The organism is Plantactinospora sp. WMMC1484, assembly GCF_049315195.1.
Classification (GTDB): domain Bacteria; phylum Actinomycetota; class Actinomycetes; order Mycobacteriales; family Micromonosporaceae; genus Plantactinospora.
Map to the genome: position 1 here is coordinate 7477144 of NZ_CP186055.1, position 12926 is coordinate 7490069.

Annotated in this window: 9 protein-coding genes; 6 read left to right on the forward strand and 3 right to left on the reverse strand. The window is 72.8% G+C overall.

All coding sequences use genetic code 11. The annotated features are described in order from the left end of the window. Position 1: 1 nt before the first annotated feature. From ACN28C_RS32125 to ACN28C_RS32135, 3 genes are all read right to left on the reverse strand, one after another. On the reverse strand, positions 2–1573 hold the full coding sequence (locus ACN28C_RS32125) for a magnesium chelatase (protein WP_422771232.1): 1572 nt from the start codon (positions 1571–1573) through the stop codon (positions 2–4). Positions 1574–1864: 291 nt separating this feature from the next. After that, entirely contained in the window at positions 1865–2914 is a 1050-nt protein-coding gene (locus ACN28C_RS32130) for a LacI family DNA-binding transcriptional regulator (RefSeq protein ID WP_422771233.1), read from the reverse strand. 195 nt (positions 2915–3109) lie between these two features. Then, positions 3110–3286, reverse strand: coding sequence for a hypothetical protein (locus ACN28C_RS32135; protein ID WP_421491016.1), 177 nt, complete (start codon positions 3284–3286; stop codon positions 3110–3112). Positions 3287–3777: 491 nt separating this feature from the next. Here ACN28C_RS32135 and ACN28C_RS32140 point away from each other — a divergent pair, with 491 nt between their 5' ends. The 6 genes from ACN28C_RS32140 (at position 3778) to ACN28C_RS32165 (ending at position 12904) form a co-directional block, all read left to right on the forward strand. Further along, positions 3778–4428, forward strand: coding sequence for a transaldolase family protein (locus ACN28C_RS32140; RefSeq protein ID WP_422771234.1), 651 nt, complete (start codon positions 3778–3780; stop codon positions 4426–4428). Between the two features lie 25 nt (positions 4429–4453). Continuing rightward, positions 4454–5185 carry an HAD family hydrolase gene (locus tag ACN28C_RS32145; RefSeq protein WP_422771235.1) on the forward strand — a complete coding sequence of 244 codons (732 nt, stop codon included), beginning with the start codon at positions 4454–4456 and terminating at the stop codon, positions 5183–5185. Positions 5186–5288: 103 nt separating this feature from the next. Further along, positions 5289–7049: a class II aldolase/adducin family protein gene (locus ACN28C_RS32150; protein WP_422771236.1), complete on the forward strand. Its 1761-nt coding sequence runs from the start codon at positions 5289–5291 to the stop codon at positions 7047–7049. Next, positions 7046–10525: a DUF4915 domain-containing protein gene (locus tag ACN28C_RS32155; protein WP_422771237.1), complete on the forward strand. Its 3480-nt coding sequence runs from the start codon at positions 7046–7048 to the stop codon at positions 10523–10525. Before ACN28C_RS32150 ends, ACN28C_RS32155 begins: the two co-directional genes overlap by 4 nt. Continuing rightward, positions 10518–11930 carry a glycosyltransferase gene (locus tag ACN28C_RS32160; RefSeq protein ID WP_422771238.1) on the forward strand — a complete coding sequence of 471 codons (1413 nt, stop codon included), beginning with the start codon at positions 10518–10520 and terminating at the stop codon, positions 11928–11930. Before ACN28C_RS32155 ends, ACN28C_RS32160 begins: the two co-directional genes overlap by 8 nt. Next, complete coding sequence (locus ACN28C_RS32165) at positions 11930–12904, forward strand: aldo/keto reductase (protein ID WP_422771239.1); 975 nt, start codon at positions 11930–11932, stop codon at positions 12902–12904. Before ACN28C_RS32160 ends, ACN28C_RS32165 begins: the two co-directional genes overlap by 1 nt. Positions 12905–12926: the final 22 nt, after the last annotated feature.

Here is a 12926-nt window from a genome sequence, read left to right on the forward strand (position 1 = left end):
CTCAGGCCCAGTCGTCGTCGCGGTCCGAGCGGCCACCGAGATCGCGTCCCCCGGCCTGCCGCCCACCACCGCCGGACGGCCGGCCACCGCCGGGCTGCCCGCCGCCGTCCGGGCTGCGGCCGCCGTAGCGGGTACGGCCCTCGTCGGTCACGTCCTTGGCCAGCCGGCGCGTCAGGTGCAGTCCTTCGAGGACGAACTCGATGCCGGCCGCCGCCTCGGCCGGGGTGGGTGCGTCGCCGAGCCCGAGCCGGTCCAGCGCCTTGGCCAGTCCCGGCACCGTGCCGACCTGCCGGAGCAGCTCGGTCGGGCCGACCAGCTCCCCGGTCTCGACGATTGCGCCGTCGGCGACCAGCGCGGTGAAGCCGGAGACGTCCAGCCCGGCCAGCCGGGCCCGGAAGGTCTCGGCGGTGGCGGTCCGGAGCAGGTGACCGAGGATCTCGATCTCCCGGCCCTCCTCGCCGCTCTCGAACTCGACCTTGCCGCGCAGGGTGCTGGTCACCGAGACCGCGTCGCCGACCCGGGCCACCGGCTCGGTGTCGGCGGGGGCGGCCGGCTGCCCGTCCGGGCCGGCCGCGCCGAGCAGCCCGGCCCGGCGCAGCGCGGCGGCCGAGACGGTCTCGGCGGCGGCGATGGCGAACCGGGCCGAGACCCCGGAGCGGGGGTCGACGGCCGGGGACTCCCGCACCGACCGGGCGAACCGGGCCAGCACCTCCAGTACGTGGTCCGGGACGGCCGCGACCAGCGCCGCCTCCTGCCGGATCAGGTCCAGCTCCAGTTCCAGGTCGAGCGGGTAGTGGGTACGGATCTCGGCGCCGAACCGGTCCTTGAGCGGCGTGATGATCCGTCCCCGGTTGGTGTAGTCCTCGGGGTTGGCGCTCGCCACCAACAGCAGGTCCAGCGGGAGCCGGAGCTGGTAGCCGCGTACCTGGATGTCCCGTTCCTCCAGCACGTTGAGCAGCGCCACCTGGATCCGCTCGGCCAGGTCGGGCAACTCGTTGACCGCGAAGATGCCCCGGTTGGTCCGGGGTACCAGCCCGAAGTGGATCGTCTCCGGGTCGCCGAGCGTCCGCCCCTGGGCCACCCGGATCGGGTCCACGTCACCGATCAGGTCGCCGACGCTGGTGTCCGGGGTGGCGAGCTTCTCGCCGTACCGCATCGACCGGTGCAGCCAGCCGATCGGCAGCTCGTCGCCGGCGTCGGCGACCGCCCGGCGGGACGCCGGGGTGAGCGGGTGCATCGGGTGCTCGTTCAGCTCGGAGCCCCGGATCACCGGGGTCCACTCGTCGAGGAGCTGGCCGAGGGCGCGGATGAGCCGGGTCTTGCCCTGGCCGCGCTCGCCGAGCAGCACCATGTCGTGCCCGGCCAGCAGCGCCCGCTCCACCTCCGGCAGCACGGTCTCGTCGTAGCCGACGATGCCGGGGAAACGCGGCTGCCCGGACCGGAACCGGTCGAGCAGGTTGTCCCGGAGTTCCTGCTTGACCGTCCGGTAGCGGTGCCCTGCGGCACGCAGCTCGCCGAGGGTGCCGGGCAGCTCTGCCGGCGGGGTCGGTGGGACCTGGGAAAGTTCCGTCACGCACCTAAGCTAGCTCCCGATCGTGTCGAACGCGGATCACCGGCGGCCGACCAAGATCGAATTTTGCCGCCGGGCCCGGTGGCGCACCCGGGAGGCCCTGCGGTGTGATGCACGGCACGCCACGCCGCAGCGACCGGCCGGTCGTGCCGGAAGCGGCCTGCACGCCGCCCCGGAGCGACGGGTCCGCCGTGTCCCCCGGGAGCGACGGGTCCGCCGTGTCCCCCGGGAGCGACGGGTCCGCCGTGTCCCCCGGGAGCGGGCGAGCCCGTCGCGCCGGAGCGGCCGGCCCCGTCAGGCGGCCGGCGGCGCGGTGCTCTCCCGGACCACCAGCTCGGCGGGAAGGACGATGTGGTCCAACGGTGGCGCCTCGTCGACCCGCGCTGCGGCGATCGCGGCGGTGAGGGCCGCGGCGGCGGCCCGCCCCTTCGCCTTGATGTCCTGGTGCACGGTCGTCAGGGCCGGGCGGAGCTGGGTGGCCAGCGGGTTGTCGTCGAAGCCCACGATCGACAACTCCCGCGGCACGTCGATGCCCAACTCCTCGGCCACCTGGAGGGCGCCGTGCGCGATGGCGTCGGAGTAGCAGAGGAGGGCGGTCGGGCGGTCGGCACGGTCGAGCAGCAGGCGGGCGCCGATCCTGGGCTGTTCGAGGTCGGTGGTGGGTTGCCGGGCGACCAGCGGCGTGATCCCGGCGGCGCCGAGCACGTCGAGCCAGCCGAGCAGGCGCTGCCTGGCCGCGTAGCCGTCGATCGTCACGTCCTTCGGGTCGATCAGCCCGTGCGGGCCGTGCAGCCCGGACATGAGCAGCCCGATCCGGCGGTGCCCCAGGTCGACGAGGTGCCGGGCCGCGGCCCGCGCACCGGCGCGGTCCGCGACGTTGATGGTGGAGACCGTGTCGAGTGGCTCCTGGTCGACGTAGACCAGCGGGAGCCGGCGGCGGGAGAGGTAGTCGACCGCGGTCGAGGTGGGGTCGCAGGAGTAGATCAGGGCGCCGTCGATGGCGACGTCCCGGGCGGGGATGATCGCACCGCTCTCCGTCGACGAGAGCAGGGTCAGCGCCAGTCCGGTCGGTCCGAGCTGCTCCGCGATCGCGCCCAGGAAGCTGGTGGCGACCAGGTCGGTGAAGGCGAACCGCAGTGACGACGTGAGCACGATGCCGACAGCGCCGGTGGTCCCCCGGGCGAGGGCGCGGGCCGCCGGGTCCGGCCCGACGTAACCCAGGTCTTTGGCGGCGGTGAGGATCCGGCGTCGCAGTCCGGCCGAGAGCTGGTCCGGCTTGGAGAACGCGTTGGAGACGGTCATCCGGCTCACGCCCATGTGGTCGGCGATCGTCTGGAGTGTCACCCGCCGCGCCACGTCAACCCTTCCCGCTCTCGTCGTCGGTGCGGGACCGGCACCGCCATCGGGCCACCCCGCGACCATCCGGGCACGGGGCACGGGGCCCGCGACCCGCCGTCGCCCCGGCGGCGCGTCCGCCACCGCCGATTGCTTCCAGGCTATCAGCGTGGCCATCAGGGAAGCTCGATCGGGCGGTATCGATCAGGCGGGCTCGATCAGGCGGGCGGCGCGGATGAGGCCGTGGGCGAGCGCGACGCGCACCGCCCGGGTGCGTCCGGGACGCTCGGCGTGCGGCACCGGTGGCGCGACCGGGCCGGCGCTGTGCAGTTCGGCGTTGACCCTGCCGAGGGCCACGACGAACGCTGTCGGCGGTTCCATGGCAACCTCCTCGCATACGTTCCTCCGGCAGTCTATACCGGTACAGGGAACCTGTGCTATACCGGTACAGTGATGATCCGGACTGTACCGGTACAGGCATCCGGGCAACGCACCGGTCAAGCCAACCGCCGAAGGGGGCCCGGCAGACCAGCTCTTTTTCCATTCCCTTTCTGCTTTGTTAAGCAGTTATTTCCACGAGGGGAAGCGATGATCAGATGCAGGCAGGCACTCCCACCAGCCACTTCTTGGCAACCGAGCCGGATTTCATATGACGAACATCGTCACTCCCCTCAACGATACGCGCCACTCGACCAGCAGTTTTCTTGGCACGTAGATCAGCTACGTGCCCAATGCGCAGTGATCCGCACGCGCACAGGTCGTCTGTCTTGTGCGGTCCAATGTCCTCTGTGCTTTACTGACTCCGGCACCGGCCGAATAGCCGGTAACCACTCCCACAGACGTTCCATCCGTACCCAGAGACAGGTGCAGAAATGACGTCCATCTATCTTGACTCCGCCAATCCAGAGGACGTTCGCGCGGCCACCGAGACCGGCCTGATCCATGGCGTCACCACCAATCCGACGCTGATGCGCCGGTGCGCCGAGGACCCGCTGCGCCACTGTTCCGACCTGCTCGCCAAGAGCGTCGAACTCGAGTTCTTCTACCAGCCCTGCGGGGCGTACGGCGAGATCGAGACCGAGGCGTGGGCGGCGTGGCGGCTCGACCCCGAACGGGTCACCCTGAAGCTCATGTTCACGCCTGCCGGCATCGCGCTCGCCCGCCGGCTCTGCGACGCCGGCGTCCGGGTGGCGCTGACCGCCGCGCAGAGCCCTCACGCGATGGTGGTCGCGGAGTCGATCGGGTGCGCGGCGGTCATTCCCTACCTGGACCGGGCCTGGCGGGACCCGCGCACCGAGACCCATCTCGTGCGCTCCCTGAGCGCCCTGCGGCGCGGCGACACGCAGATCGTCGCCGCGTCGGTGAAGAACGTCGGTCAGTTCACCCAGGCCTACCTGGACGGGGCCGACGCGGTCAGCGCACCGCTGGAGGTGCTGCACGGAGTGCTCCGTGATCCCGCCGCGGACGAGGCGGAGCAGGTCTTCACCGCCGAGTACGCCGGCACCGCCCTGCGGTTGCCGTAACCGATCCCGAACGGGGGTAACCGGAATGCCCGCGAACCAATTCCAGGCGGTGCTCTTCGACATGGACGGCGTCGTGGTGGACACAGAAAAGACCGTCACCGCCTTCTGGCAGGCACTGGCCGCCGAATTCGGCTTCGTCATCAGCGACGACGACCTGGACGACCACGTCTTCGGCCGCCACGCCGAGCACACGCTGCGGGTGCTGTTCCCCGCGATCTCCACCGCCCAGCAGCCGCCGATCTACGACCGGTTGCGGGTCAACGACCAGACCCTGCGCTACGCCGAAATCCCCGGCGCGATACGCCTCATCGACGACCTGCGCGCCGCCGGGGTGCCCACCGCACTGGTCACCGGGGCACAGGACTGGAAAGCGGTCGCGGTGCTCGACCAGCTCGGCCTCGCGGACCACTTCGACGTGCAGGTCCGGGCCGACGACATCCCGGTGGGCAAGCCGGACCCGGCCTGTTACCGCCTTGCCGCGCAGCGCCTCGGCGTCGACATCCGGCGCTGCCTCGTCTTCGAGGACGCGTTCAGCGGTGTTACCGCCGCGGTGGCGGCCGGCGCGACCTGCGTGGCCCTGGGGCCGCAGCGGCGCGCGGACCGTCTCCGCACGACCGGCGCCCACACCGTGGTGACCGACTTCCGTGACATGCGGTTCGATGCCGTCGGACGCCGACTGGCGGTGGACGGGCAGACCGTCCTGCCCTTCACCCCCGCCGGTTCGCCCTTCACTCCGGCCGGTGTCCCGACCGGCTAGGCCGCACACCCACATCCAGCACCAGCAGCACACATCCCACACCAGAACACCCCGGTCGGCAGCGCCCTGCCGCGCCGTCGAGCCCTGCCCTGGAGAGGGTGCCATGTTGGATCTCCTCAGACCCCCGCTACCGCGCGACGGCGTACGGTTCGACGCCGGCACGCCCCGCGACCAGGTGCTGCTCCGGTCCCACCTGATCGGCACCGATGTCGCACTGACCCGGGCCGGCGGCGGCAACTTCTCCGCCAAGGGCACCCTCGACGGCGAGCCGACGCTCTGGATGAGCTCCTGGGGCTGCGACGGCGCCAGCACCACCGAGGAGGACTTCCCGGCGCTGCGCCTGGCCACCCTGCGGGAGCTGCGGCACGTGCCGCCGCTGGAGAGCCGCACGATGCTCGACCGGGTCGCCGCTGCGGCGATGCGCCCGCAGCAGAAGCCTCCGGGCATCGAGACGCTGACACACGCGTTCATCCCCGCTACCCACGTCGACCACTGCCATCCCGACGCGGTCATCGCGCTGACCTGCATCCCGGACGGCCGGAAGCGGGCCGCGGCGCACTTCGGCGAGGAGGCGATCTGGTTCGACTACCGGCAGTTCGACATGGGCGTCGCGCAGGAACTCGCCGACCGCATCGAGGCACAACCGGGCTGCCGCTTCGTCCTTCTCGCCAACCACGGGATCTTCACCTGGGCCGAGACCAGCGAGCGGTGCTACCGGAACTCGCTGGAGGCCGTGCGGCGCGCCACGCACGCGCTGCACGCCGCCCGCACGCCCCGTACCCGGACTCTCGGCGGTCCGGCCGTGACCGCGATGGCGCCGGAGCGGGCGGCCGACCTGCTGACCGAGCTGTTGCCGGTGATCCGTGGCGCACTGCGCGACGGCGACAACCCGATCGTCGTACGGGCGGAGACCGGCCCTGGCGCGCTCCGGTTCGCCTCCTCCCGGCGCGGACCACGACTGAGCCAGTACGGTCCCGGCTGCCCCGACTCCCTGGTAACGGTCGGCTACCGGCCTCTCGCGCTGACCCCGCAGGAGCTGACCCCGACGGGGGTACGCGCGGCGGTCGACCGTTACCGGGCCCGCTACGCCGACCTGTTCGACCGCCACGCGGACCCGCAGGCCCGCCGGCAGGGCCCCCGCCGCGACCTGCCCCGGGTCCTGCTGCTGCCCGGCATCGGCGAGGTGGTCAGCGGTGCCGACGCCACCCAGGCACGGATCTGCGCGGAGCACTTCGCGCAGACCAGATCGGTGATCGAGGCGGCCGACGCGGCCGGCGGATACTCGTCGCTGCACGAGGCGCAGGGCATCGCCGACGAGTACTGGCCGCTGATGCGCGCGAAACCACTGCTGCACGCCACGACCGGCCCGCTGGGCGACGCGGTGGTCCTGGTCGCCGCCACCGGCGACGGCACCGTCACCGCGCACGTCGCCGAGGACCTGACTGCCGCCGGCGCGCACGTGATGGTGCCCGGTACGGCTCCCGAGCGGCTGCCCGGCACGGCCCGCACCGATCGCCTGGCGGTATTGACCACTCCGGCCACCCGTCCGGCGCACCTGGTGGCCGAGGCGGTGCACACCTTCGGCGGCTTCGACGTCGTGGTGGACATGACCGACGACGACCGGCTGATCCGCGCCGCCGCACCGGTCTTCGCCCGGCAGCGCGGCCGTGGCGTGGTCTGTCTGGCTGGGCGTGGCACCGCCGGTCCTCCGGCGGCCCGCCCTTCGGAAGTCGGTCCTTCGGACGGCGGCGGTCACATCGAGGTGATCGCCGAGCACGACCCCACCCTGATCGCCGAGCGGATCGTCGCGACTCGGCGTCACGAGGTCCCGCTGACCGCGGGAAGTAAGGAGGCAGCGTCGTGACCGGACGCTCGTACGACACATGGTCGGGAACCCGTGACCTGCTACCGCCGGGACGTGTCCTGCTGGCCTCGTGCTTCGACGCACACCACACCATCGGCGGTGGCCTGTTCGCCCTCGGGGAGACGGTCGAGGCCGTCGACCGGGTGTCGAGCACCGGCATGTGCACGGACGGCACCCTGCTGTACCGCTGCCTGTGGAGCGCCGAGGGGAGCCCGGCCGAACTGGTCTCCTACGACTCCTCGGGAGTACGCCGATACCAGCGGCTCGACGACGTCTCCACGCCACACGACATCCTCTGCGTCAACGGGCAGATCCTGGTCGTCGCCACCACGCAGAACGAGGTGCAGTCGATCGGCCGGGACGGCGAGATCCTCTGGCGCTGGCGGGCTCCCGGTGAGCCGGACAGCTGGCACCTCAACAGCCTGGCGCTCTACCGCGACCGGATCGTCGTCTCCGGGTTCGGGCCGTTCCTGCGCCGTCGGGGCTGGGACGAGAACGGCAAGCCGTCCACCGGCCGGGTGGTCGCCCTCGACACCGGTGAACCGCTGCTCACCGGCCTGCGGGCGCCACACCACCCGCACTACGAGAACGGCGTGTGGCTGGTCTGCGACTCCGCCGCCGGGGAGCTCATCGAGATCCCGGACGCGACCCGAAGACCATCCCGCCGCCTTCCGCTGCCCGGCTGGCCGCGCGGTTTCGCCGCCACCGACGACCACCTTTTCGTCGGCATCAGCCCGCACCGCTACGTGGACTCCTCGGTGAAGACCGCGGCGGTGGCCGTGGTGGACCGCGCCGAGTGGAAGATCCTGGGGGTGGTGGACCTGCCGGGGCGGGAGGTCTACTCCCTGGCCGTGGTGCCGGCCGCGCTGGCCGAGGGGGCGCGGCACGGCTTCCAGGCCAACCACACCCGCACCCACGAGCAGGGCCAGCGCCAGCTCTTCGAGCAGCTCGGCAAGCAGCCCCGGCAACTGTGGGCGGTCGGGGACCGGCTCGCTGCGGAGGAGTGCCGGATCGTCGTCACGCCGGAGGAGCCGATCTACGACGACGTCGAGGCCAACAGTCTGCTCACCCTCACCTGCCGGGTGGAGAACGTCGGCACCGCGCTGCTCACGCCGGCGCCGCCGCAGCCGGTGCGGGTCACCTACCGCTGGTACGACGCGGACGGCCGGCACGTACCGACCCAGGACATCCGGGCGGCCCTGCCGCGGTCGCTGCCGCCGAACGCCGCCGCCCGGGTCCTGGTGCGGGCGCGGGTGCCCGAGCAGCCCGGCCACTACCGGCTGCGGATCACGCTGGCCCAGGACGACGGCCTGATCTTCGACGAGCTGAGCGCCGACAACGCCACCGAGATCGACTTCGACGTGGTGCCGGAGGGCATCCGCGACGAGGCGCTGCTCGCCTTCGGCCTCTATCCCTCCGAGGTACGCGCCGCGCGCGGGACGGCGACCGTGGAGGACTTCCTGCGCCACCTGCTGCACCACTCCTCCGGCACGCCACGCGGCCTGACCATGGGGCTGATCGCCGACCGGGGCGTCGCAGCCTTCGGTGACGCGGTCGCCACCGTCCTGGCCTGCTCCCCCGACTCGATCCGGTACGCCGTCGAGCAGGTGATCCGGGAGCTGCACGACGTGCTGCTCAGCGGTGCCGAGGCCGTCGCGTTGGCGATGCACCGGCTCGGCGTCACCGTGGCGTTCACCTACGCCGGCACCTCGGAGCTCGCGCTCTGCGACGCCACCGCCCGGCTCGGCATGCTGCGCAACGGGCGGGGCGACCGGGAGAGCGTCTTCCAGGCCGCGGGCGCGAGCATGCTGCGCCCGGGGCGCGGTGCCGCGATCGTGCACGCGGCGCGCGGGCTGACCAACGCGCTCGGCGCGGTCGGCGCGGCCCGGCGCAACGAGGTCGGCACGCTGGTCGTGGTCGGCATGCCGTCGACCGGATCCGCCCCGTTCCTGCCGCCGCACGGTGAGCCCGGGCTCATCCCCGCCTCCGGGGAGTTCGCCAAGGCGTGGTACGAGCTGGGGGCGGTGCCGCCGGCAGACGCGCCGGAGGAGCGGGCCGCCGCGGTCGGCGTACTCGTGCGGTCGCTGCGCGAGGCGGACCTGGCGGTGCGCCGGGCCCCGTTCGGGCCGGTGCTCTTCGGGGTGCCGCAGGACGTCGCCGAGAGCTACTGGGTGCCGCTCGACGCACTGCGCGAGCTGCCGGCCGGGCCCTACCACACCCCGGTCGACCGGGACGCGCTGCACGAGGCGGCGACCCGCCTCTCCGCCTCGGCCCGTCCGGTGGTGCTGCTCGACGACTACGCGCTCAGACACCCGGGCATCCGGCGGGCCCTGGCCGCCTTCGGCGGAGCGACCGGCAGCGCGGTGCTCCAGGTGAAATACCGGCGGGGTCCGATGATGTTCGAGCGGATCAGCGCCGCCGAGGTGCCCGGCTTCGTCGGCTGGTACGACCCGAACTCCCCGGTGCACCGCCGGATCATGGAGTCGACGGACCTGATCGTCACGGTCGAGGACCGCAACATGTATCCGCGGGTGATCGGTGAACTTCCGGCGGGGCCGAAGGTCGCGATCACCTCCAAACCCGATGCGGTGCGCAAGAACGGCTACCTCGGCGACGACGGCACCCTCGTCGACGGCGACGTGGTCGGCGCGCTGCACGCCCTCGCCACCGCGCTCGGTGACCGCAATGGCGCACCCCGGTGGTACGCCGACCTGGTCCGCGAGCCCTCCCCGCCGCGCTGGGAGGTGCCGGACGCCGCGCTGCGGGTGCGGGAGGGGCTCGCCCGGGCCGTCGACGAGGTGGCGGCCGGGCAGCAGAAGCCGGTCACCCTGGTCGACGACAGCCAGATGTTCGGCGGGCTGCTCGCGGAGGTCTACGACCTGCTCCCCGCCGGCCTGCGGGTCTTCGGCGACCACGGCGGATTCGTCGGCGGCGGGACCGCCACGGCGACCGGCCTGGCCGTGGCCGAGCAGGACGTCCAGGTGATCTGCACCGTGGGCGACCAGGGCCTCACCAACGGGTTGCAGGGCCTGGTGGCGGCGATGCAGACCAACGCCCGGCTGACGTTCGTGGTCTGCAACAACGGCGGCAGTGTCTCGCTGCGCAAGCAGTCGCGGGGGCAGACACTGCTGGACGCCGGTTTCCACCACTACCTGGACAACGCTCCCGGGATGCGCTATGCGGACGCCGCCGCCGTCCTGGGGCTGCACGCCCGCCGGGTCGACCTGACGAACTGGCTCGACCGGGACCACGCGGCGGCCCGGCTCGCCGACTTCCGGCACGCCCTCGCCGCCGCGGTCGGCCACGACGGGCCCTCCCTCATCGAGTTGGTCCTCCCCTCCGACCCGGAGTTCTGGACCGGTGTCTGGATCACCGAGGGCTTCGAGCCGCTGGCCAAGCCGGTGGCGGCGTTGGGAGAACCGGTGGCGGCGTTGGGAGAACCGGTGGCGGCGTTGGGAGAGCCGGCGGATGCGTGAGGTGGCTGTCGGGTCCGCCGACCTTGCGGCGTACCGGCAGGTTCTCGGCCCCGAGCGCAGCGTCGCGCTGCGCTCGGGCGCCGAGCGCCTCCGGGCCGCCCTGGCCGGACGGACCATATGGAACGTCAACTCGACCGCCGCCGGGGGCGGCGTGGCGGAGCTGCTGCACTCGCTGATCCCGCTCGCCCGCGCGCTCGGGCTGCCGGTGCGCTGGCTGGTGATCGACGGGGACGCCGAGTTCTTCGCCATCACCAAGCGGCTCTGCACCCTGGTCTACGGCTCGCCCGGCGACGGCGGACCGACCGGCGGGGCCGAGCAGGAGCACTACCGCAAGGTGTTGCGGGCCAACGCCGACGAGATGGCCGGCTACGTGCGCCCCGGCGACGTGGTGGTCGTGCACGAGGCGCAGCCGGCCGGGCTCGTCGGCCACGCCAGGGAACTCGGCGCCCGGGTGGTGTACCGGGCGCACACCGGTTGCGACGGGCCGAACGCGCACACCGCGCGGGGCTGGGCCTTCATCCGGCCGTACGTCGAGCAGGCCGATGCCACGACGTTCCTGATCCCGCGGCACGTCCAGCCGTGGGCGCCGGATCCGCACGTCATCGCCCCCTCGATCGACCCGTGCCTGCCGAAGAACGTCGGGCTCAGCGCTGCCAAGGCGGTCGAGGTGTTGCGCACCGTGGGCATCCTGGCCGGCGGCGCAGGGCGGCCGGCCACCGTCTCGCCCGGCGCGGGACCGCCTGTCGAACTCCGGCATCCGGCCGTCGCCGTCCGCGACGGCGGCCCGCCGGACGCCCGGACCCCGATGGTGGTCCAGGTCTCCCGCTGGGACCGGCTCAAGGACATGACCGGGGTGCTCCGGGCGTACGCCGCCGCGGACGTGCCGCGGAGCTGCCTCACCCTCGCCGGGCCCGACGTCAGCGGGGTCTCCGACGATCCCGAGGCGGCCGAGATGTTCACCGAGTGCCGCCGCGAGTGGGAGCGGCTGCCGGCGGCGGTCCGGTCCCGGGTCCAGTTGCTCTGCCTGCCCATGGCCGACCAGCGGGAGAACGCCCTGGTCGTGAACGCCCTGCAACAGCACGCCTCGGTGGTGGTGCAGAAGAGCCTCGCCGAGGGGTTCGGCCTCACCGCCACCGAGGCGATGTGGAAGTCCCGTCCGCTGCTCGCCAACGCGGTCGGCGGGTTGCGGGTGCAGGTGGTGCCGGAGGAGTCGGGTCTGCTGCTCGACCCGGCGGACACCGCCGGGGCGGCCGAGGCGATCCGGCGGGTGCTGGGCGACCCGCGCCTCGCCGCCCGGCTCGGTGCGGCGGCCCGGCGCCGCGTGCACGACGAGTACCTGCCCGACCGGCACCTGCTGCGCTGGGAGCCGCTGATCACCGCGCTGCTGACCAGGGGGGACCGCTGATGCGACAGCTCGGCAAGGAGGGCCCGACCACCGGCGACCTCGGACTCGGCTGCATGGGGATGTCGCAGTTCTACGGCCCGGGGGACGACGCGGAGTCGATCCGCACGATCCACCGTGCCCTGGACCTCGGCGTCACCCTGCTGGACACCGCCGACATGTACGGGCCGTACACCAACGAGCAACTGATCGGCCGGGCGCTGCGGTCGCGCCGTGACGAGGCGCTGATCGCCACGAAGTTCGGCAACGTCAAGGACGACACCGGCCGGGTGGTGCGGGTCGACGGCAGTCCCGACTACCTGCGCCGGGCCTGCGAGGGTTCGTTGCGCCGGCTCGGCGTCGAGACCATCGACATCTACTGCCAGCACCGGGTGGACCGCAGCGTGCCGATCGAGGAGACCTGGGGCGCGCTGGCCGAGCTGGTCGCGCAGGGCAAGGTGCGGTATCTGGCGATCTCGGAGGCGTCGGCGGAGACGGTTCGCCGGGCACACGCCGTGCACCCGGTGACCGCCGTGCAGACCGAGTTCTCCCTGGTGAGCCGGGACCCGCAGCGTGGACTGCTGCGGAGCCTGCACGAGTGGGGGATCGGTTTCGTCGCGTACGCACCGCTGGGTCGGGGCCTGCTGTCGGGGGCGATCGACGCGCGGACCCGCTTCGCCGAGGACGACTTCCGCAGCACGCTGCCCCGGTTCGGCGGCGAGAACCTGCGCCGCAACGCGGCACTTGTCGACGGGGTGCGGCAGCTCGCCGGCCGGCACGGCGTCACGGTGCCGCAGCTCGCCCTCGCCTGGGTGCTGGCGCAGGGCCCCGACATCGTGCCGATTCCCGGCACCAAGAGCGTACGCCGGCTCGAAGAGAACATGGCCGCCGTCGACCTGCGGCTCGGCGACGACGACCTGGCGCTGCTCGACGGCATCGCGCCGGTGGGGGCGGCGGCGGGCGACCGTTACCCGGACATGTCCGGCGTCGACATATAGCCACACGACACCCGCACCGGCC